At 69.7% G+C, this 21,566-nt stretch carries 16 protein-coding genes and 1 pseudogene; 5 read left to right on the top strand and 12 right to left on the bottom strand.

All coding sequences use genetic code 11. The features are described from left to right. The first annotated feature begins 89 nt into the window (after positions 1-89). From PGB34_RS11095 to PGB34_RS11085, 3 genes are read left to right on the top strand one after another with little or no spacing between them, the layout of a single operon-like run. The gene (locus PGB34_RS11095) at positions 90-2,150 is read left to right on the top strand and encodes a molybdopterin-containing oxidoreductase family protein (RefSeq protein WP_271428132.1); all 2,061 of its coding nucleotides are present in this window, start codon (positions 90-92) and stop codon (positions 2,148-2,150) included. Then, complete coding sequence (locus tag PGB34_RS11090; RefSeq protein ID WP_271428131.1) at positions 2,147-3,349, top strand: aminopeptidase; 1,203 nt, start codon at positions 2,147-2,149, stop codon at positions 3,347-3,349. Before PGB34_RS11095 ends, PGB34_RS11090 begins: the two co-directional genes overlap by 4 nt. Next, on the top strand, positions 3,330-3,671 hold the full coding sequence (locus tag PGB34_RS11085; protein ID WP_271428130.1) for a polyhydroxyalkanoic acid system family protein: 342 nt from the start codon (positions 3,330-3,332) through the stop codon (positions 3,669-3,671). The genes PGB34_RS11090 and PGB34_RS11085 overlap by 20 nt, the downstream gene beginning before the upstream one ends. A gap of 43 nt (positions 3,672-3,714) precedes the next feature. Here PGB34_RS11085 and PGB34_RS11080 read toward each other — a convergent pair whose 3' ends face one another. The 10 genes from PGB34_RS11080 to PGB34_RS11035 form a co-directional block, all read right to left on the bottom strand. Next, positions 3,715-5,457 carry a DUF6351 family protein gene (locus PGB34_RS11080; RefSeq protein WP_271428129.1) on the bottom strand — a complete coding sequence of 581 codons (1,743 nt, stop codon included), beginning with the start codon at positions 5,455-5,457 and terminating at the stop codon, positions 3,715-3,717. 134 nt (positions 5,458-5,591) lie between these two features. After that, complete coding sequence (locus PGB34_RS11075; protein WP_271428128.1) at positions 5,592-6,059, bottom strand: RidA family protein; 468 nt, start codon at positions 6,057-6,059, stop codon at positions 5,592-5,594. Continuing rightward, positions 6,056-7,420: an FAD-binding oxidoreductase gene (locus PGB34_RS11070; protein WP_271428127.1), complete on the bottom strand. Its 1,365-nt coding sequence runs from the start codon at positions 7,418-7,420 to the stop codon at positions 6,056-6,058. Before PGB34_RS11070 ends, PGB34_RS11075 begins: the two co-directional genes overlap by 4 nt. Before the next feature lie 13 nt (positions 7,421-7,433). Further along, the gene (locus PGB34_RS11065) at positions 7,434-8,342 is read right to left on the bottom strand and encodes an ABC transporter permease (protein WP_271428126.1); all 909 of its coding nucleotides are present in this window, start codon (positions 8,340-8,342) and stop codon (positions 7,434-7,436) included. Continuing rightward, positions 8,339-9,157, bottom strand: coding sequence for an ABC transporter ATP-binding protein (locus PGB34_RS11060; protein ID WP_271428125.1), 819 nt, complete (start codon positions 9,155-9,157; stop codon positions 8,339-8,341). Before PGB34_RS11060 ends, PGB34_RS11065 begins: the two co-directional genes overlap by 4 nt. Positions 9,158-9,204: 47 nt before the next feature. Beyond that, the gene (locus PGB34_RS11055; protein WP_271428124.1) at positions 9,205-10,185 is read right to left on the bottom strand and encodes an ABC transporter substrate-binding protein; all 981 of its coding nucleotides are present in this window, start codon (positions 10,183-10,185) and stop codon (positions 9,205-9,207) included. A 52-nt stretch (positions 10,186-10,237) separates the two neighbouring features. Then, positions 10,238-11,107 carry a creatininase family protein gene (locus PGB34_RS11050; RefSeq protein WP_271428123.1) on the bottom strand — a complete coding sequence of 290 codons (870 nt, stop codon included), beginning with the start codon at positions 11,105-11,107 and terminating at the stop codon, positions 10,238-10,240. A gap of 58 nt (positions 11,108-11,165) precedes the next feature. After that, the gene (locus PGB34_RS11045) at positions 11,166-12,464 is read right to left on the bottom strand and encodes an amidohydrolase family protein (RefSeq protein WP_271428122.1); all 1,299 of its coding nucleotides are present in this window, start codon (positions 12,462-12,464) and stop codon (positions 11,166-11,168) included. A gap of 18 nt (positions 12,465-12,482) precedes the next feature. Then, entirely contained in the window at positions 12,483-13,070 is a 588-nt protein-coding gene (locus tag PGB34_RS11040; protein ID WP_271428121.1) for an NAD(P)H-dependent oxidoreductase, read from the bottom strand. A gap of 132 nt (positions 13,071-13,202) precedes the next feature. After that, positions 13,203-13,808: a TetR/AcrR family transcriptional regulator gene (locus tag PGB34_RS11035; RefSeq protein ID WP_271428268.1), complete on the bottom strand. Its 606-nt coding sequence runs from the start codon at positions 13,806-13,808 to the stop codon at positions 13,203-13,205. Between the two features lie 241 nt (positions 13,809-14,049). Between PGB34_RS11035 and PGB34_RS11030 the strand changes: the two are divergent. Next, positions 14,050-14,337, top strand: a pseudogene (locus PGB34_RS11030) (nucleotidyltransferase family protein); the annotation flags it as partial. After that, entirely contained in the window at positions 14,337-14,726 is a 390-nt protein-coding gene (locus PGB34_RS11025; RefSeq protein WP_271428120.1) for a HepT-like ribonuclease domain-containing protein, read from the top strand. The pseudogene PGB34_RS11030 and the gene PGB34_RS11025, both read left to right, overlap by 1 nt. Before the next feature lie 177 nt (positions 14,727-14,903). Here the strand turns inward: PGB34_RS11025 and PGB34_RS11020 are convergent, their stop codons facing one another. Then, positions 14,904-15,893: a serine hydrolase domain-containing protein gene (locus PGB34_RS11020; protein WP_271428119.1), complete on the bottom strand. Its 990-nt coding sequence runs from the start codon at positions 15,891-15,893 to the stop codon at positions 14,904-14,906. A 121-nt stretch (positions 15,894-16,014) separates the two neighbouring features. Next, on the bottom strand, positions 16,015-21,516 hold the full coding sequence (locus tag PGB34_RS11015; protein ID WP_271428118.1) for a DNA repair ATPase: 5,502 nt from the start codon (positions 21,514-21,516) through the stop codon (positions 16,015-16,017). Between the last annotated feature and the right edge of the window lie 50 nt (positions 21,517-21,566).

Here is a 21,566-nt window from a genome sequence, read left to right as displayed (position 1 = left end):
CGCGCCCCGGCCTTCGGTGACGGGGCCAGAGGGCCTAGACTGCGCCTTCCACGCTGGCGACTGCGCCGCCGTGCCATCTCCCAAAAGCCATGACTTCCCACGCCCCCGATGCCACCCTGGTGCGCGGCGCCTGCCCGCACGACTGCCCCGACACCTGCGCGCTGCTGACCACGGTGCAGGACGGGCGCGCCGTCAAGCTCCAGGGCAACCCCGATCACCCGCCCACCGGCGGCGTGCTGTGTACCAAGGTCTCGCGCTACATCGAGCGCCACGACCACCCCGAGCGCCTGGTGCAGCCCCTGCGGCGCAGCGGCCCCAAGGGCTCGGGCCGCTTCGAGCCCGTGAGCTGGGACGAGGCGCTGGACGACATCGCCCGCCGCCTGCGCGCCCTGGCCCAGGACGATCCGCAGGCCGTCCTGCCGTACAGCTACGCCGGCACCATGGGCCTGGTGCAGGGCGAGTCGATGGACCGGCGCTTCTTCCACCGGCTGGGCGCCTCGCTGCTGGACCGCACCATCTGCGCCACCGCGGGCGGCGAAGCCATGGCCTACACCCTGGGCGGCAAGGTGGGCATGCGCATGGAGTTCTTCGCCGAAGCGAAGCTGGTCCTGATCTGGGGCAGCAACTCCATCGCCAGCAACCTGCACTTCTGGCGCCATGCGCAGGCCGCGCGGCGCGCCGGCGCGCGCCTGGTGTGCATCGACCCGCGCCGCACCGAGACGGCCGACAAGTGCGACGCGCACATCGCGCTGCTGCCCGGCACCGACGGCGCGCTGGCGCTGGCGCTGATGCACGAGCTGATCGTGCATGACTGGCTGGACCACGACTACATCGCGCAGCACACGCTGGGCTGGGAGGCGCTGCGCGAGCGCGCCCTGCAATGGCCGCCCGAGCGCGCGGCGCAGGTGTGCGGCGTGCCGGTGCAGCAGATCCGCGATCTGGCCCAGGCCTATGGCACCACGAAGCCCGCGGCCATCCGCCTGAACTACGGCATGCAACGCGTGCGCGGCGGCGGCAACGCCGCGCGCGCCATCGCCTGCCTGCCGGCGCTGGTGGGCGCGTGGCGCCATCGGGCCGGCGGCGTGCTGCTCAGCAGCTCGGGCCAGTTCCCGGTTGACCGCGCCGCGCTGCAGCGGCCCGACCTGCTGGCCGGCCGCCAGCCGCGCACCATCAACATGAGCTGCATCGGCGATGCGCTCGCGGGCGATGCGCAGGCCCTGGCCGGCGGCCCGCCGGTGCGGGCCATCGTGGTCTACAACAGCAACCCCGTGGCCGTGGCGCCCGAATCGGCCAAGGTGGCGGCCGGCTTCGCGCGCGAAGACCTGTTCTGCGTGGTGCTGGAGCAGTTCCAGACCGACACCGCCGACCATGCCGACTACCTGCTGCCGGCCAGCATGCAGCTGGAGCACTGGGACATCCACACCAGCTATGGCCACACCGACGTGCTGCTGAACCGCCCCGCCGTGGCGCCGCGCGGCCAGGCGCGCAGCAACGCCTGGGTGTTCCGCGAGCTGGCGCGGCGCATGGGCTTCGACGAGCCCTGCTTCGCCGACGAGGACGAGGCGCTGTGCCGCCAGGCCTTCGCGCCCGGCGCCATCGATTGGGCCGCGCTGGAGCACGACGGCTTTGCCAGCCTGCCCATGCCCGAGGCCCCCTTTGCGCAAGGGCGCTTCCCCACGCCCTCGGGCAAGTGCGAGTTCTTTAGCGCCCGGCTGGCCGCGCAGGGCATCGACGGCCTGCCCGACCACCTGCCCAACTACGAGCCGGCCGGCAGCAGCCGCGACTACCCGCTAGCCATGATCTCGCCGCCCGCGCGCAACTTCCTCAACAGCAGCTTCGTCAACGTCAGGAGCCTGCGCAGCATCGAGGGCGAGCCGCTGATCGAGATCCATGCCGAGGACGCCGCCGCGCGCGGCATTGCCGACGGCGCCATGGTGCGCGTGTTCAACGCGCGCGGCGAGCACCGCTGCCGCGCCGAGGTCTCGCGCCGCGCGCGGCCCGGCGTGGTCAACGGCCTGGGCATCTGGTGGCGCAAGCTGGGCAGCGATGGCACCAACGTCAACGAACTCACGAGCCAGCGCCTGACCGACATCGGCCGCGGCCCCACCTTCTACGACTGCCTGGTGCAGGTCGAAGCGCTGGGCGGATGAGCCAGGGCATGCGCCGCAGGCGGCCGGGGCTGTGGCGGGCTGCGCTGGCACTCGCGGCGCTGGGCGCGGCCTTGTCGCTGAGCGGCTGCGGCACGCTGGGCTACTACTGGCAGGCCGCGCAGGGCCATGTGGGTCTGATGCGTGCATCGCGCCCCGTGGCCGACTGGCTGGCCGACGACGCCACGCCATCCGCGCTGCGCGAGCGGCTGGTGCTGGCCCAGCGCATCCGCCGCTTCGCCAGCCAAGAACTGGCCCTGCCCGACAACGCCAGCTACACCGGCTACGCCGACCTGGGCCGCGCCGCCGCCGTGTGGAACGTGGTGGCCACGCCGCCCTACGCGCTGACGCTCAAGACCTGGTGCTTCCCCGTCGCCGGGTGCGTGGGCTACCGCGGCTACTACGACCTCGCCGCCGCGCAAAAGGAGGCCCAGGCCCAGCGCGAAGCCGGGCTGGAGGCGGCCGTCTACCCCGTGCCCGCCTATTCCACCCTGGGCTGGCTCAACTGGGCCGGCGGCGATCCGCTGCTCTCCACCTTCATCCGCTATCCCGAAGGCGAACTGGCGCGGCTGGTGTTCCATGAGCTGGCGCACCAGGTGCTGTACGTGGCCGGCGACACGGGCTTCAACGAGTCCTACGCCACGGCGGTGGAACGGCTGGGCAGTGCGCAATGGCTGCGCACCCAGGCCGGCGAGGCCGCGCGCACCGAGTACGCCGAATTCGACGCGCGCCGACGCCAAATGCGCGCGCTGATGCGCGCCACGCGCGACGCGCTGGAAAAAGTCTATGGCTCCGAAGCCGCCAGGGCGAAGGACTGGGCGCGCGTGGAGCAGGACAAGCAGGCCGCCATGGCCGCCTTCCGAGAGCGCTATGCCGCGCTGCGCGCCCAGTGGCCGCCGGGCCCGCGCCAGGGCGCGTGGGACGGTTGGGTCGCCGCGGCCAACAACGCCAGCTTTGCCACCCAGGCAGCCTATGAAGACCTGGTGCCGGCCTTCGAGCGCCTGTTCCTGCAACAGGGCCGCGACTGGGCGCGCTTTCATGCCGCCGTGCGGCGCATTGCCGCGCTGCCCACCGCGCAGGCCCGCCGCGCGGCGCTGGCGGCCGCCCCTTCCCCCGGTGACGATGCCGCGCCCGGCGACGTGGCGGCACGCAGCGATCATGAACACCAAGACCTGAAGAAGAATGTCCGAGATTCACATTGAGCGCCCCCACAACCTGGGCCTGCCGCGTGCGCGCGGCGTGGCCACGCAGTGGATGGCCCAGGCCCGCGAACGCTGGGGCCTGCAGTTCGAGCACGAACCCGCCGCCGCAGCAGCCACCACCTCTGCGGATGGGCAGGAGCCGGAAGACCGCATCCGCTTTGGCGGCATGGGCGCCGAAGGCACCGTGCAGGTGGGCGCCACGCGCTTCGTCGTGCACCTGAGCTTGGGCGGCCTCATGGCGGCGCTGGCGCCGACGGTCGAGGAGAAGATGACGCGCAAGCTGGATGCGTTGTTGGTGCAGGAGGCTGCGGCCGGCGGTTGATCAAGCCGCAGGCCGCAATGCCGCCCTCAGGCCTGCACGCCCCTCAAGACGCCTCGCAACTGAAGCTCGCAGCCTCCTCGATGCTGCCCGAGCCCTTGTACTTCGCGAACTTGGGGTAGGGGCACAGCGGGCGCGTGCGGTTGGGGAAGTAGGCGTTGGTGGCGCTGGCGCGCGCGGCCAGGGTGTCGGGGGCGATGCCCTTTTCGACCCAGTCCACCATGGCCTGCAGGGAGTCGGTGGTGTCGGTGGCCGGGCCGCCCGAGCAGTGTGCCATGCCCGGCACCAGGAAGGTCCGCGCGAAGCCCTGTGTGGCCGCGATGCCGCCGTGGTTGGCCGCCAGGCGCTCGTAGTACTCCACCACCTCGTCGGCCGAGAAGATGGGGTCGGCCATGCCGTGGATGAACATCAGCTTGCCGCCGCGCGCCTTGAAGGCCGTGAGCTGGTCGTCGCGGTAGGTGTCGTACACGGCCGAGAAGGCCTGCATGCGCGCCGGGTCGGTGTCGAAGTTGAAGGCCAGCGGGTTGAAGGCCGGGTCGGGCGGCGTGAAGAACTCGTTGACCAGCGCATCGACCATCAGCACGTTGTAGCGCGAGTTGGGCGTGCCGGTGGTGGAGGTGCCCAGCGTCCAGGCGCGCCAGCCCGCATCACGGATGCCCGGGTCCCAGGGCTGCGTCACGTACAGGGCCTTGCCCGCCGAATCCTTCGGGCCGCCGAACACATCCTTGAGCGCGTGGACCTGGGCCGCGCTGATGCAGCTGTCGTTCTTGGTGCCCGCGCACTGCAGCACCGCGGGGTCGAAGCGGCAGGCCCGGGTGTTCTGCACCAGGCCATCGACGGCGCCGTCGCCCGCATCGCAGGCGGCCAGCACGGCATCGGCCACCAGGTTCAGGTCGGTGTTGGAAAAGGCCTGCGACAGCACGGGTTTGCCGTCGCCGCCAACGGGCGCGATGTCGGTGAACTTGCGGTTGTTCCACATCGCCGCGATGGTGGCGCCGCTGGACACGCGCATGGCCGGCGCGCCGGCCGTGATGCCGTCGAAGTAGTCGGGGAAGCGCTGGGAGAACATCATCCCCTGGCGCCCGCCGCCCGAGCAGCCCGAGAAGTAGGCGTGGTGCGCCGCCTTGCCGTAGCGCCAGGTGATCAGCGCCTTGGCTGCCTGCGCGGTCTTGTCATGCGCGTTGTAGGCATGGTCGATGCGCGCCTGCGGATCGGCGCCGAAGCTGGCGCTGGTGCCTTCGTGGCCCGCGTTGGTCGAGACCACCGCATAGCCCTGGCCCAGCGGGGAAGGCGTGCCGATGGAGATGCTGGACGACAGCGAGGTGTCGCGCAGCGTGCCGTCGTTGCCGCCGCCGCCCAGGTACAGGAAGCGGCCGTTCCAGTCGTCGGGCAGGCTCAGTTCGAAGCCGATGGCATAGGGTTTGCCGTCCACGCCGGTGCGCGGGTCGATGCTGCCCGTGACCACGCAGTGGCCGCCCAGGAAGTCGCCCGTGGTGGCCGTGCCCGGCCGGCGCGTGCCCGCGGCCACGTAGCGGGTCTTGAGCGTGGTGCCCGCCAGGCCGTGCTGGCCCACCATGTCGGCGCAGCGGGCCTCGGGGCTGGGAGCTGGCGCCGGCGCAGGGGCCGGCGTGCCCGGTTCGGTGGGCCGCAGCAGGCCCAGCAGCGCGTAGTTGGGGTTGCCGCCTCCGCCGCCGCATCCGGCCAAAAGGGCCAGCGCCAGCAGCGTGGGGGCGCAGGCTGCAGCGGGGCGTGGCCGTCCGCTCCTGTTGCGCATGGTGGTCGTCGTCATCGTCATGTCTCCTCGCATCGGTTCCGGCTCTGGGGAGCCTGTGCGAACCGCGACCGAGCGTAGGAGCATGTGCGGCGGGGCGCTGTCATCCACGAAGATGACAGCGCCTGCCGCCCGACCCGCGAGGCGCGTTCCTAGCGGCTGGCCGTGCGCGGCAGGTACATCGTCGCTTCCACCTCGATCAGCACCTCGTCCCCCGGCAGGAAGCGGTTGACTTCCAGCACGGTGCTGACGGGCGGCGCGTCGGGGTAGAACAGGCCGCGCACGCGGTTGAAGGGGGCGTAGTCGGGAAGGCGGCGGAAGTACTGCACCAGCTTGAACACGTCGGCCATGCTGCCCCCATGCTCGGCCGCCAGGGCGCGGATGCGCTCGAGCACGAACCAGCTCTGGGCCACGATGGGCGCCTCGAACACGTCGACCGACATCTGGCCGGTGCAAAAGCCCAGGCGGCCCAGTTCGGTGCGGGCCGCTTCGGGCAACTGCTCGTAGGAAGAGACGGCCTGGCGCGTGGCGGGGTCCACGGCCACCACGCCGCTCATGAAGACGAAATCGCCCACACGCTGCGCCGCGGCGTAGCGGGCCATGGGGCTGCCCATGCTCATGATGCTGCGCCCACGGGCCAGCCGCGCAGCTTGCCGGGGTTGAGCAGGCCGAGGGGGTCGAAGCGGGCCTTCATGGCCAGCACGTCTTCGGGCAGGTCGCCGCCGGCCTTGCCGTCCTCGACGATGAAGGTGTGCGGGTTGTTGATGCGCACGCCGTAGGCACGGTGCTCGTCGATGATCTGCTGCAGCCGCTCTTCGGTGGTGAAGCGCACGATCTGCAGCGCGCTGCAGTTGGTCTGGCCTTCCATGTTGCGCAGGAACTCGGCGTGCATGAAGACCTCGCCCGCATAGCGCCGGCTCAGCTCGGTGATCTGCCTGACGTACTCGCCGGGCGTGAAGGTGGTCTGCAGGTAGGTCAGGCTCTTGTCCACCCGCAGCGCATGCAGCGTGGTGTGGTTCCAGGTGTACTCCATGAGCGTCTTGTGGCTCTTGCTCACCTCGGCCGCGGTGCGGCGGTAGCTCACCCTGCCGCCGTGGGCAGACACCAGCTCGGCGAGCGCTTCTTCGCCGGCCTCGGCCACCAGCGAGAGCACGGCGTGGCAGCCCTTGGGCAGGGACTCGGCCAGCTGCGTCAGGTAGTCGGGCACGGGGCTGGCCAGGAAGGCCACTTCGCGCTTGTCCAGGCCGGGCGCGCGCGCCAGCTGGTCGGCAAAGGCCAGCGCGGCGTCGAAGTCGTCGAAGACGGCCAGGGTCTCCAGCCAGGGCTGGGCCGGCGCCAGGCCGATCTCCAGTTCCAGCACCAGGCCGTTGGTGCCCCACAGGTGGTGCATGCGCATCGCCTCGGCTCCGCGCAGCTCGATGATCTGCGGCTCGGGCTCGATGGTCATGGCCTTGAGGCCCACCACGTTGCCGGGCGCGGCCAGGGGGCCGTAGTTGATGGAGCCCACGCCGCCGAAGCCGCCGCCGAACAGGCCGCCCAGCGTGGCGCTGCGGTAGGTGGAGGGCATGCAGCGCAGCTCCTGCCCTTCAGCCTGCGCGGCTTTCTCGATCTCGTTCAGGCGGATGCCGGCCTGCGCACGCGCCAGGCCCGGGCGCAGCCACAGCAGTTCGTTGAAGCTGGTCATGTCCAGCACCACGCCGCCGGCCAGCGGCGTGGTCTGGCCGTAGTTGCCGGTGCCGCTGCCGCGCAGGGTCAGCGGCAGCTTCAGCCGCGCGCAGGCCGCCACCACCTGGCGGATCTGTTCTTCGGTGCGCGGGCGCACCACGGCGTCGGCCACCTTGCCCTCGAGCTGGCGCGTGAGCACGGGGCTGAACCAGGAGAAGTCCTGCGACAGCCGCTGGATGCGGTTGGGGTCGGTGATCCAGTCCAGCTCGGGCAGGCCCAGCTGCAGTTGTTCGATGGCGGAGGCGGGAGCGTTCACGGTGAGGGTCTCATCAGTCATTCGAAAGCTCGCTGGCGTGCCAGGAGCCCAGCGCTGCGCGCGTGGCCCAGGCCATCAGCACGAACAGGGCCACGCCGGTGAGCGAGATCAGCAGCAGGGCCGCGAACATGCGCGGGATGTTGAGCTGGTAGCCGGCCATCAGGATCTGGTAGGCCAGGCCGGTGGCAGCGCCGCCGGTGCCGGCCACGAACTCCGCCACCACGGCGCCGATGAGCGCCAGGCCGCTGGAGATGCGCAGGCCGCCAAAGAAGTAGGGCAGTGCGCTGGGCACGCGCAGCCGCACCAGCGTCTGCGCTCGCGTGGCGCGGTTCATCTTGAAGTAGGCCTGCAGGTCCGGGTCGACGCTGCGCAGGCCCAGGGTGGTGTTGCTGATGATGGGGAACAGCGCCACCAGCGTGGCGCACAGCACCAGCGAGGCCGTCGGGTCCTTGACCCAGATGATGATCAGCGGCGCGATGGCCACGATGGGCGTGACCTGCAGCAGCACCGCGTAGGGGAACAGGGCCGTTTCGATCAGCCGGCTCTGCACGAACACGAAAGAGATCAGCACGCCCAGCACCGTGGCCACCAGGAAGGACAGCACGGTGATCTTCAGCGTCACCAGCAGGGCCATGCCCAGCATGCCGGCGTCGGTGAGCAGCGTCTGCATCATCAGGCCGGGCGAAGGCACCAGGTAGGGCGGCAGTTCCAGGCCCACCACCAGCGCCTGCCAGGCGCCGATGAGCACCAGCCCCACCAGCACGGGCAGCAGCACGCGCTGCACGCGCGGCTGGCGCAGCAGGGGGACGCGCACGGGCGCACTGCGCGCCGCGGGCCTGGTGGGGGCGGGGGCGAGTGCCGGGGAGGATGTGGTGGCTGCGGGAGGCGGCGTGGAAGCCGCGGCATTCCAGGTCGTGCTCATGCCGGATGCTCCTCTTCGTTGTGCTGGCTGGCTGCCAGCAGGCTGCGTTGCAGGTGTTTGGCGTAGTGCTGGAATTCGCTGGAGACCATGAACTCCGCGCTGCGCGGGTAGGGCGCATCGATGCGCACCTCTTCGACGATGCGGCCCGGGCGCGCGGCCATCATGACCACGCGGCTGGACAGGAACACGGCCTCGTGGATGGAGTGGGTGACGAAGACCACGGTGAGCTTCTTCTTGCGCCAGAGCTCGAGCAGGTCGGCGTCCAGCTTGTGGCGCGTGATCTCGTCCAGCGCGCCGAAGGGCTCGTCCATCAGCAGCAGGTTGGGCTGCACCACCAGGCCGCGCGCGATGGACACGCGCATCTGCATGCCGCCCGAGAGCGCGCGCGGCAGCGCCTTGGCGAATTTCGACAGGCCCACCAGTTCCAGCGCCTCGGCCACGCGCGCGTCGGCTTCGGCGCGCGGCACCTTGGCCAGGTCCAGCGGCAGGCGCACGTTGGCCTGCACGCTGGCCCAGGGCATCAGCGTGGGCGACTGGAAGACGAAGGCCATCTTCTTCGCCTCGGCCTGCACCGCGCCTTCGAGCGCCGCCGCCACCGGCTTGCGCCACAGCAGCAGGCGCCCGTCGGAGGGCTCCAGCAGGCCCGCCACCATCTTGAGCAGCGTGCTCTTGCCGCAGCCCGAAGGGCCGAGCAGGGTGACGAACTCGCCCTCCTGGATCGTGAGGTCGACCGGCTGCAGTGCGACCGTTCCGTTGGGGTAGGTCTTCTGTGCCGACAGCACCTCGATGGCCGGCACGGGGGCGTGATCACTCATGGCTGTGTCTTTCGCGGGGTGGGGCAGGGCCGGGGCCGTGCCTGCGTTCAGGGCAGAACCTTGGCGGCCTTGACGAAGCGCAGGTCGAAAGCCTGGGCCAGGTCCACCTTGCCGGCTTCGATGAGGCCGACCGAGACGGCGAATTCGTGGTTCTGCTTCACGCGCGCTTCGGTCATGGTGCCGATGCCCTGGGTCAGCGCGTCGCCGCTGGCCACGATGCCCATCTCCTTGAGCTTGGCCACGCTGTGCGCGAGCTGCTCGTCGGTCATGTTGGGGTTGTCCTTCTTGATCAGCGCGTTGGCCGGCGCCGGGTCGGCGAGGTAGGACTTCCAGCCTTCGGCCGTGCCCTTGACGAAGGCCTCCACGGCCTTGCTGCGCTCCTTCACGGTCTTTTCCATGCAGGAGATGGTGGTGGCGTAGGAGGGGTAGCCGTTGTCGGCCAGCAGGAAGGTGTTGGCCTTCACGCCGGCCTTCTGGATGGCGAAGGGCTCGGACGTGAGGTAGCCCTGCTGCACCACGTTCTTGTCGGCCACGAAGGGCTGGATGTTGAAGGTGTAGGGGCGGGTCTGCGCGTCGGTGAAGCCGAACTTGGCCTTGAGCCACGCGTAGTAGCCGCGCTGGGCCGCGGGCGCGATGAGGATGGTCTTGCCCTTCATGTCGGCCAGGCTCTTCACGTCCTCATGCGCGATCAGCACCTGCGGGTCTTTCTGGAACACCGCGGCGACGGTGACCACAGGCAGGCCGCCGTTGCGCGCGATCATCATCTGCAGGTCGCTCGAGCCCATGATGCAGTCGGCCTGGCCGGCACCCATGATCTGCAGGATGTTGACCTGCGGGCCGCCCATCTTCACGGTCACGTCCAGCCCGTATTTCTTGTAGATGCCCGTGGCCACGGCCTGGTAGAAGCCGCCGTGCTCGGCCTGCGCGTACCAGTTGGTCATGTAGGTGAACTTCTCCTGCGCCTGGGTGCCGATGGAAGCGGCGGCCAGCGCAGCGGTGGCGAGCAGGGGAGCGAAGCGAAAGCGCATGGGTTTCTCCAGTGGGGAATGAGGGGAGGGGGGAATGCAAGTCGCGGGCCGCTCAGGCGGGCATGAGCGCCGCGCTGGTCTGGATGAAGCCGCTCTGGTTGCCACGCTCCCAGGTCGCTTCTTCGCGTACCAGCCAGCGCAGCTGGTACAGCTCGGTCAGCGCCTGGACCCAGCTGTCGGCCAGGGTGCCGAGGATCTCCTCGCCCTGTTCGCGCGTGGCCGAGGTGGGGTCGCCGATCACGCCCGAAGGGCCGAAGTCGCGCGCCGTCCAGGCGCAGGCCGGGCGGCCGTCGGGCGAGAGCAGCTTGATCGGGAACGGCGGCGGGAAGTTGGCGGCGGCGCGGTCCATGCGCACCGTTTCGGGCGCCAGGGCCAGCATCAGCGCGGTTTCGGAATGGCCGGCGTGCATGGCCAGCTTCTTTTCCTGCTCGCTGACCTGCTTGCTGGCCGCGCTGGGCAGGCGCGAGACGCCGTGCGGCACGATCACGAAGTCGCCATGGCGCAGCCGCAGCTCGCGCGCGGCCATCTCCAGCACCTGGGGCTGGCCGCCGTGGCCGTTGGCCAGCAGCAGCTTGCGAAAGCCGCTGCGGTACACCGATTCACCGATCTCGATCACGGTGGACAGCAAGGTGGTGCCGGTGAGCGTCATGGTGCCCGGGAAGTGCAGATGCTCCTCGGACTTGCCGTAGGTGATGGTGGGCAGCGCAAAGGCGCGCACCTCGGCCGGCAGGCGGCGCAGGGCCTCGCCCATCACGCCCGAGGAGATCACGCTGTCCACCGAACAGGGCAGGTGCGGGCCATGCTGCTCGATGGCGCCGCAGGGCAGCACGATCACGGTGTTCTCGCGGTCGGGCAACTGGTCGATCTCGGTCCAGCTCAGGTAGGGCAGGAAGCGATGGGGCGGGATGTAGCCGTGGAGCATGACTTGGGCCTCGGGGTCGGAAGAAGGAGGGAAGACGGTGGGACGGAAGAAGGCGGGCTCAGGCCTGCGGCCCCCGCCAGGCAGGCGGCGGCGTGCCGTGCGCCAGCGCGCCTTCGCGCAGCACCACGCGGCGTGCGGCGCGCGAGGGAAAGCCATGCGCATCGGCGTCGCACAGCAGCACCAGGTCGGCGGGCGCGCCGATCAGCGAGGGCGCCTGGGTGGCGGCAGGTGCGCGCTCCAGCCAGTCCGCGCGGCACAGGCTTTCGGACCAGGTGTCGAAAGGCTCGGGCAACTGGCCCACCAGGGCGCCCGTGGCCAGTGCATCGACCGGGTCGTAGCTGCCCAGTCGGCAGAACGGGTCCTGCACGTTGTCGCTGGCCAGCAAAAGGGGAATGCCGCGCTCGCGCGCTTCCTTGACCAGGGTCAGGCCGCGCTGGCGCGGCGTGCGGCCGGTGACGGCGTCTTGCAGCAGCAAATTGGTGGCGGGCAAAGAGACCAGCGTGATCGGCGCGCGCGCCACCGCATCGAGCGTGCGCAGCGCCGTGGCCTCGTCCTGCGCGGCCAGCGCGCACACATGGCCGCAGACCACGCGCCCTTCGAAGCCGATCTCGCCCAGCAGCCGCGCAATGGTGGCCAGGCCATGGGCAGAAGGCTCCAGCTCCTCGTCCACATGCAGGTCCACGTCCAGGCCGTGGCGCTGGGCGGCCAGCAGCAACTGGCGCAGCCCCGCCTCGTTCCAGTGCGAGGTGTGGACGAAGCCGCCCAGCAGCGCATCAGGGCCGCTGGCGGCCACGCGGCGGGCCAGCGCATCGGCCTGCTGCGCATCTTCATAAAACGCCAGGCGCATCAGGCTCACGCGCTCCAGCCGGATGCGGCCGCGCCAGTCCTGGGCCAGCTCGCCCAGCACGGGCCAGGCCACGGGCACGCGGTCGGCCTCCCACCAGTCCACATGGGTGCGCAGCCGCGTGCTGCCCGCTTCCCAGGCCCATTGCAGGGCGCGGTCGGCGCGCTGGCGCACGTCTTCGTGCGTCCAGCCTTCGCGGTCGGCCATCATGGCCTCGATGGCGCCCAGCAGCCCCGGCACGATGTGCGGGATGCGCGGCAGCGTGAAGGTCTTGTCCAGGTGCACATGGGCATCGACGAAGCCCGGCAGGGCCAGCGCGCCATGGAGCTGCCAGGCCTGCGGCGTGGCCTGCTGCTGCTGTGGCTGCGGCATGGCCGGTGTCAGCGCCGTGATGCGGCCGTGCGCCATCTCCAGCTGCGCCAGCGCGGGCAGGCCGTGGACCAGGGGCCAGTCGGCGGGCAGCAGCCAGCGCGGCAGCCGGACGTCGTGCAGATGCGTGGGGGTGCGGTGCATGAGGGGCTCGGTTTGTGCTCAGGCCAGGCGGGCCATGGCCTGGCCCACGCGGGTCTTGAAGCGGGCCAGTTGCGAGGGCGTGGCCACGTTCATGTGGTAGTGGGCGTGGTAGTCCACCCGCGCCTGTGCGGCCGTCAGCCGCTTCATGTAGCGCGTGATGATCTTGCGCGGCGGATCGCCCATGTACCAGGCCATCCAGCGCGGGCGCCCGTAGGTCACCACGGCGCTGATGCGCTGGATGTGCGTGAGCATGGGCCTGACCTTGGCCGGGTCGGAAATGTCGAAGGCCACGCCGGGCATCAGCAGCCGGTCGAACCAGCCCTTGAGCATGGCCGGCAGCCCGAAGCACCAGGTGGGAAAACAGAACACGATGGCCTCGGCGCGGTGCAGGCGATCGATGTAGCCCTGAAGCGGCCGCTGGTTGGCCGGCACGTCGTGATAGCCCAGCCGTTCCTCGCGCGACATCACGGGGTTGAAGCCCTCGGCGTAGAGGTCGCAGTCGTCCACCTCGTGCCCCGCCGCGCGCAGCCCCTGCAGCACCTCTTCGTGCAAGGCGGCGGCATAGCTGGTTTCGACGGGGTGGCAATAGACAACGAGCACACGCATGGGGCTTGACCAGTTAATCAGAGCAACTGGTCAGGTTTCATGCAAGTCATGTGCCAGGGCTGGCCGGGCCTGGCATGGGCGTGGGTGCGCCGATGTGGTGCGTGCGGCCCGTGGAGCCGCGAGGTGGGGTTGCTAGCGCTTGATCCCGCAGCCAGCCAGGATGAACGCCGTGAGCTCGCGCACGACCGGCTCGCGCTCCAGCGGCGCATCGGGCGGCAGGCCTGCCATCGCGCGCACCTGCAGCGCGTAGTCGGCGTGGTACTGGGTCATGGCCCAGATATGCTGCAGCAGCAGCTGGGCATCCAGCGGCCGCATCAGGCCGCGCGCGATCCAGCCATTGATCACGTCGATCTTCTTTTGCGTCCACTGGCGCGACACGGGCCAGAAGCGCTCGAGGTTGTGCCCGCCGTCCAGCACCTCGCGCGTGAAGATGCGCGACATCTCGGGGTGGTCGAAGGCATGGTCCAGCTTTTGCCGGATGTAGGCGCCCAGCACGCGCGCCGGTTCGTCGCTGTGCTCCTCGAAGGAGAACACCACCTTCCAGTCGTGCAGCACGCGCATCAGCAGCTCGTTGTAGAGCTCTTCCTTGCCCGTGATGTAGTAGTGCAGCTGCGGCTTGGTCAGGCCGGCGCGGTCGGCAATGGCCTGCGTGGACGTCCCCTTGAGCCCGTTGCGGCTGAACTCGGTGATCGCCGCCGCCTGGATGTCGGCCAGGATGCGCTGGCGGCCCTCGCGCATGCGCGTACCCCCGCGCCGGGCAGCCGCGGGCGTGGCGAGAAGGGTGTCGGTCAGGTCGGGGGCGGAGTTCATGGCGGCAAGGGCAGTGAATATAAGCGCGGCCGTGGGGTGGGACTCTTGCGGAGTTCGGGTGAGGGCGCGGGTGGCTGGCCCTCACGTCCGATTTGCTGACGCTGGGAAACGCAGGGCCGGTCAATAGAACGTTCAGGCCTTCCACGCATGAGCCCAAGGGCCACGCCGCATGAAACCGTCCGTCCAGTTTGCGCGCAAGCGCCAAGACATCCGCCGGATCGCCAGCGACTTTCCGGTGGCGAACCCGCGTGTGTTTGGATCGGTGCTGCACGGGAACGACGCTGAAGGCAGCGACCTGGATCTGTTGGTGGACCCTCTGCCCGAGACCACCTTGTTCGACCTTGGTGGTTTGCAGGGCGCGCTGGAAGACTTGCTCGGCGTGCCGGTGGACATTCGAACCCCGGGGAGCTTGCCACTCAAGTTCCGCGCGGCGGTCATTGCCGAAGCACAGCCGGTATGGCTTCTGATCCCCGCCTGCCCGACTACTTGCGTCACATGGAGGAAGCGGCGCAACTCAGCCTGGAATACACCGCGGACATGGACTACGCGGCTTTCTTGGCAGACGAAATCACACAGAAGGCTGTGCTCTTCAATTTTGTGATCCTCGGCGAAGCTGTGACTAAGCTGATGGTCAAGCATGCCGATTTCCTCGCCCAGCATCCACAGGTGGCCTGGCGCAGCATCCGCGACATGTGCAACCAGGTGGCGCATGGCTACTTCACGATCAATACCGAAGTTGTTTGGCGTACTGTCCAGTCGGCGTTGCCGGATCTGCTGGCAGAGCTGCGCGCCATCACTGCCGCGGCCGGTCAGGCCACAGGTCAGGCGCTTACCGCCACTTCGTGAACCCGAGCGCCGGACGAAAACGCCAGCTTCGATCGCTCCCTGCCGCCACGTTCGCCAGCGCCTTGACCAGCGGCATGATCAACTGCTGATAGTTCACCGACAACCAGTGCAGGGCTGCTGAGAGAGCGGCAAGCGAGGGTGACGTACTCGACGCGGTCGGCTGCACCAAGTGAGCTATCAGCCGCCGTCTTTCCGGCGCTTTTGGGCAGCGGCGAAGACTTCGTTGCGGATGAGCCGCAGCAGTTGTCCTCGGGCAGCGGATTGCGGTGACACCGTGGACGTGCCGGCGACGACCAACTCAGTGGCCGGATTCACCCATATGAACTGCCCGCCGAAGCCGCTGGCCAGAAACGTGGGCCGCGATGCCTGCGATGGCGCAGACCACCACATGTAGCCGTAAGACAGGCCCACGGGCGGGCCGCCTGCATTCCTCGGTGTCGTGGCCGACCCGATGTAGTCGGCTGCAACGAGCTGTGCGCCATTCCAGCGACCTTCCTGCAGATGCAACTGGCCCAGCTTGGCCATGTCCTGCGTTCGCATGCGTGCGCTGGTGGGGCCATAGACCGGCTCATGCATGCCCAGTGGTGCCACCAGATGTTCCCGTGCGTACTGGGGCAGAGGCATGTCTACAGCCCGTTCCAGCACGGCCGCCAGGATCGGTACGGCCCCGTTGTCGTATGCGAATGAACTGCCGGGCGTGTGGGCCAGGGGTCGCGCCCAGAGCCGCTTGGACAAAGGATCGGCGGATGGGGTCGGAGCGACCCGGGTGTCGAAGCCGGCGGTCATGGTCAGCAGGTGGCGGACGGTGATCTGCCTGGCACGGGGGTCCATGTTGGCAGTCTCCCATTCAGGCATCAGGTCGAGCACCGCCTGATCCACGGACGCGAGATGTCCCCGTGTCAACGCGATGCCCACCAACGTGGACAGCGCGCTTTTCGCCACCGACTGAACGTCGCGCAACGCGTCCGGCTGGCCATCACGGTGATACTCGAAAAGCACGCGGCCACCCGAGGCGACGAAAAGGCTCTGCACGTCGTCCAGCCCTGTCTCCAGAGATCGTCGGATGTCGCTGAACGCGATTTCATCGAGGGCCTGTTCCTGCGGTGATGAGGCAAGCCATTGCGCCAGGGTGGGTCCGGCTGTCACGGCCAGCAACAGGGCCGCCAAGCCTCGGACGCATGCGGTGCGGCGCTGTTGCGTACGGCTTTGGCTTGCAGGTGTTCTCATGCGCTCCCCTGTTCACATGGATGGATGAACGTTGGCCTCAATGCGCCAAGGCGGCGTGGCGCTACTTCCTCTCTTGCCGCCGCCCCTTCTGCGCCCTCTCCAGCGCCTCCATCTCCCCCTCCACGCGCGCCACGTCGGCCTGCGCGCTGTCCATTCCCATGCGTGTTTCCACGGCTTTGACCAGCGGCATGATCAGCTGGCGGTAGGTGACCGAGAGCGACAGCAGCGCGTCGACCATGCGCTGGTTCTGGGCCGAGTCGCTGTGGGTGTTGAGCGCTTCGGTGCTCTGGCGCAGGGCCTGCAGCGCGGCGGCGCTGGCGTCGAGGCTGGCGCGCATCTGCTGCTGGGCTTCGGTGTTGCCGGCCTGAAGCTGCCGGGCCAGCGCGCCCAGGTCGGCCAGGGGCTCGCGCGCTGGCGCCAGCGCGTCGACGCTGCGCGCGATGTCCAGCAGGCCGTTGGTCACGCGCAGGCTGGGGTCGTCCTCGCTGCCGCCCAGCTTGCGCTGGCGCACGAAGTCCTCGCGGATCTGCTGCCAGCGCGCCTGCTCCTCGGGCGTGGCGCGGCCGATCAGGTGCGCCAGCGCCAGCAGGTTCTCTTCGGCGCCGGTGGTCAGCGTCTGCGCCTCGCCGCGGTAGTGGTCGCGCAGCAGCGCGTCGATCTCGTCGTCGCGCATCAGCGGCGTGACCTGCGGTGCCAGGCGGGCCATGTTGCGGTAGCTGCCCTGCAGGCGGAAGGGCGGCTTCTCGCGATAGCGGTCGTCCTGCGCGGCCGATTCGATGTACGCCAGGTTCACCTTCAGCAGCACGTCGCGCACCTTGAACAGGCGCTGCAGCAGGCCCTTGAGTTCGTCGATCTCCACCGCGCTGTACGGGTGCGCAAAGCTGCCGGCGTCGATCTGCTCGCCCTGGGCCAGGCGCACCAGCAGGTGCACGTCCTTGGGCTCGCGCGAGGCCAGTGGCTGCGTGACGGGGTGCGAGGTCAGGCTGTTCTCGATGTACGACAGCGCGAACACGGCCTCGCGGCCCGAGAGCACGTCGCCCAGGTTGTAGATGTCGGCCCGGTTGGCCAGCATGTCGGGAATGCGGAACACGTCACCCGACTCGGTGTACGGGTTGCCCGCCATGACGATGGCAAAGCGCTTGCCGCGCATGTCCCAGGTTCGCGGCTGGCCCTGCCACACGCCCTCGATGCGGCGCGTGCCGTCGGCCAGCGCAATGAACTTCTGCAAGAACTCGGGGTGCGTGTGCTGGATGTCGTCCAGGTACAGCATCACGTTGGAGCCCATGGCCAAGCCCAGGTTGAGCTTTTCCAGCTCCTGGCGCGCGGCGCTGTTGGGTGCGGTGCCGGGGTCGATGCTGGTCACGCTGTGGCCCAGCGCGGGGCAGTTGATGCGCACGAAGACCAGGCCCAGCCGGTTGGCCACGTATTCCATGATCGTGGTCTTGCCGTAGCCGGGCGGGGAGATGAGCAGCAGCATGCCCATGCGGTCGGTGCGCGCGCTGTCGCCCGCGGCGCCCAGCTGCTTGGCCAGGTTGTTGCCGATCAGCGGCAGGTACACCTCGTCGATCAGGCGATTGCGCACGAAGGTGGCCAGCGGCTTGGCCTGGAACTGCTCCAGGTGCAGTCGCTTTTTCTCCTGCACCAGCAACTCGTGCCGCAGCGCCTGCAACTGGGCAAAGCCGCGCGCCGCATGGCTGCGGTGGTGGCGCACGCGGCGGCGGAAGTCGTTGAGGTTGAAGGCCAGGGCGGCTTCGCGGATGCGCGGGTGTTCGCTGCGCAGGCCGCTGACGGTGGCGTCCAGCGCGGCATTCACGCGGCGGCGCGGGCCGCCGAAGCTCAGCGCGGTGGCGGCGTCGTCGATCCACGCCATGGCCTGGTGGGCCTGCTGCGCGCCTTCTGCCTGGGCGAAGGCCTGCAGCCAGCCGCGCGCCAGGCGCCAGCGCTCCAGCGGCTCGGCGGCCTGCAGGTCGCGCTGCCAGGCCGCTTGCAGGCCACCGCGGTCCAGCGCGCGCTGCAGCGCCTGCGCCAGGTCTTCGCCGGCGCTGCTGATCACCCAGTGCGGGGCCGTGGGCGTGAGGTCGGCCGCGCCTTCGGTCTGCGCGAGTTCGCGCACCAGATAGGCCGCGGCCTCTTCGGCCAGGGTCTGCAGCAGGGCATCGCGCTGCGGGTCGTGGCGGTCGTCCGCCTCCAGCGCCACGCCCAGGGCCTGCGCCAGCGCGGGCAGCCATTCCTGCTGCAGCACGCGCTGGGCGTCGAGGAAGTGGCGCAGGCCTTGTGCGGCTTCATGCTCCAGCGTGTCGCGCGCGGCGGTCTGGGCAAAGAGCTGGGCGATGTGTTGGGCACTGCGCGCGCGGCGGGCCAGCGACAGGCGGCTTTCCTCGCGCAGGCCCAGGTGCCAGTAGAGCTTGGCCAGCGCGCGTTCGGCCGGGCCGTACACCAGCAGGCCGGCGGCGTCCTGGATGGGCGCGAGCACGCGCACGATGGCCAGCGCGTCATCGTCATGGATGCCGCGCTGGTAGCCCTCCTGGTAGCGGCTGGCGGCAAAGCGGCGCAGTGAATCGAGCAGCGCCGCGGGCGGCGGCGCGTCGGTGGCCGTGCTGGCGGCCTTGGCATGTTCGGCCAGCAGCACCAGCAGCTCGGGCCAGCCCGGCTGGGCCTCGCCGCGCTCCAGGGCAGTCAGCCACTCGGCCGCGAGGAACTCCGCGCGCGCGAGCTGCGGCGTTTCAGAGACCAGCGCCTGCTGCCAGAAGGGGCGCAGTGCGTCCAGCCGCGCGTCCTGCGCGGGCGCGAGGTAGTCGGTGCCCGTGATCTGCCAGGCCAGGCCCTCGCCATGGCCCACCAGGGTCAGGTCCAGCGGCTGCTTGTTGACGGTGAAGCTGTGCGTGCCCAGCTTGATGCCGCCTTCGCTGCCGGCTGAAAGCTCGCGCTGGTCGCGCACCGCGCGCACGGCCTGGTCGCGCGCGGTCTTCAGCCGCGTGTCGATGTCGTCGGCCGCCACGCTGGCGCCGAGCTTGCGCAGCTCGGCGATCTGCTCGCGCAGCTTGGCCAGCATGGGGTCGGCGGCAAAGTAGCTGTGGACCTGCGCCAGCTCGGTGAAGCCGGCCACGCGGCGCGGCACGCCGTCGAGCACGCGGCCCGCCGCATCGCCCAGCGCCTTGGCACGGCGTTGCTGGCCTTCGACCAGGGTCTGGCGCCGCGCCGACAGGGCTTCGTACACGCTCTCGCGCTGGGTCGCGATGTCGGCGAGGAATTCCTCCTGCTCGGCAAAGCGGCCTTCGATGTCTTCGAGCTGCGCCAGCAAGCGCGTGAGCGCCTCGTCGCACTTCTCGGGCGTGTCCGACAGCTCCAGCGCGTTTTCGACGGCCTGGCCGAAGAGCTTGAACTGGGCGCCGAACTCGGCGCGCTGCTCGGCCGCACCCAGGTTGCGCCGGCGTGCGCGCGCATCGGCGCGCAGGCGGTTGATGTCGGCATACAGCAGCGCGATGCGGTCCAGGATGGCGGTGCGCTGCACGGCGTCGCCGCCCGGCAGGTTGCCCAACTGCTCGCTGAGCAGATCGAGGCCAGCGGCTTCGGCATCCAGCGCGGAAAGCTGCTCGCCCAGCAGCGTGGCGGTGGCGGCCTGCGGCAGCGCCGCGGCCACGGCGGCCAGCGCCTTGCGCTGCCCGTCGAAAGCCTTTTCGTCCGACAGGAACTGCATCGCGCGCTCGCCCACGCGCTGCTGCTCGGTGGCCAGTTGTGCGGCCATGGCGTCGATGCGCGGCAGGTCGGCATAGCGCAGCTCCCGCAGCAGGTGCAGCTCGCCCTGGCGCTGGCGCAGCCGCTCCAGTGCGCGCACGAAGTCCTGCGGGCTGCGCCACATCTGGCTGGCGATGTCGGTCATCAGCTCGCGCTGCTGGCCTTCGGCTTTCTGCAGTGCACGCGCCGTGTCCTGGCGGATGCTTTCGACCTTCTCGAACTCGCCCAGCGTGGCCTGCGCGGTCTGCTCGATGGCCTGCAGGTCGGCGGCGGTGTTCTGGGCCTCGCCGGCATCGAGCCAGAAGTAGGCGTCGCGCGCGCGCAGGCACTGGCGGATCAGGTCTTCATAAGCGGTGCGCGTGGGCACCTGCTCGCGCACGGCGCGCGCAATGCTCAGCAGGTCGGACACGCCGCGCACCAGGTCGGCATTGCCTACTCTCGCGAAAAAGCCAGCACCAGCCGGCTGCCGGCTCGCATGCTCTTCGGCGGCAAAGGGCGTCTGCCACAGCTGCATCGGGTGCACGCGCGTGGCTTCGCCGCGCGCGGCCTGGAAGACCAGCAGGCGGCCATCGGGAAAGCGGCTGTAGCCGTCGGCCAGGATGGGCGCGGCCAGCGACTTCTCGATCAGGTTGTAGGTGAAGATGGCGTAGCAGCCCGCGTCCAGCGTGGCCGGGCTGCCCTGGGGCGGCGGCACCGTGCCGTAGAAGACGTAGGCCACGTCTTCGCCATTGGGCGAGCGCAGCATGCGCGTGAAGCGCAGTTGCTCGGTCAGCTCGGGCGGCAGGTCGAAGCGCTTGTGTTCGCCCGACTGCAGGTAGTAGCCGCCGGGGAAGATGATGCCGTGGTCCTCGGGCAGCTGCATGCACGAGGCGCCGATGGCGTCGATGCGCAGCACCTGCTGCGTGCGCTGGTTGTAGACCAGGTAGCGCGTTTGCTGTTCGCGGTAGGGCCGCACCTGCAGCAGGATCAGCAGGCCCAGCCGCGCATAGGCGATCTCGGCATCGCCCAGCGCCTGGTTGGCGTCGTCCACGGGTTCTTCGTAGATGCCCAGGCCCGTTTCTGTGTTGTTCTCGACCTTGATGGTCAGCGTGCCGCCCGTGGTCTCGACAAAAAGCGTGTCCAGCACGTTGATGTGCGGATGGGCGCCACCGATGTGGTGCTCGCGCGTGAGCGGCGTCCACGTGAAATCGTGGCTGGGCGGCGGCATCAGGTCGCGCTCGCCGCGGTTGTCCACGTATTTCAGCGAGCCGTCGTTCTCGCGCTTCCAGCGGAACACGCGGATGTCGCCGGCGGTCTGGCCGATCTGGAAGGCCGCCAGCAGGAACTCGGGCGTGGGCCGCAGCAGCTGCAGCGTGGCCTGCTTGTAGTAGGTGTAGAGCTCGTTGAAGTCCGAGACGAAGCGCGGATCGGCCAGGAAGCTGTCGTCCAGCGGCACCTGCACCAGCTCGTCGCTTTCGGGGTTGCCCGCGCTGTCGGCCGCATGGTGGGCCAGCTCGTAGATCGCGAACACGTCCTGCACGCGCGTCTCGCGCTTGAGGCCCATGAACACGTTGTAGCCAAAGAGCAGGCGATTGCCGCCGATCCAGGCCAGGTCGCGCGCCACGCAGTTGTGCTCGGTGCGCGCGCGGGTGCGCAGCAGCAGTTGCTGTTCGCGCTGGCCGAAGTGCGCGATGCGCTGCGCATTGAGCGCCTGCGCCTTGGCCAGCAACTGGTCGCCCTGCGTTTCCAGGCGCTTCTTGAGCAGCTCGTAGCTGCTGCTTTCGGCGACGCTGGCGTCGATGGCGGCGCTGTCTTTCGCGTCAGCGGAGGGGGCGGAAGGGCTGGACATGCAGGTTCGACTGAGCGGTTGGGCGAGCGTGAGGGCGACTTCGGATTGCC

Origin of the sequence: Xenophilus arseniciresistens, assembly GCF_028023875.1 — a bacterium.
In the GTDB taxonomy this organism is placed as follows: Bacteria; Pseudomonadota; Gammaproteobacteria; order Burkholderiales; family Burkholderiaceae_C; genus Xenophilus; species Xenophilus arseniciresistens.
This window is presented reverse-complemented; position numbering and strand designations above follow the sequence as displayed.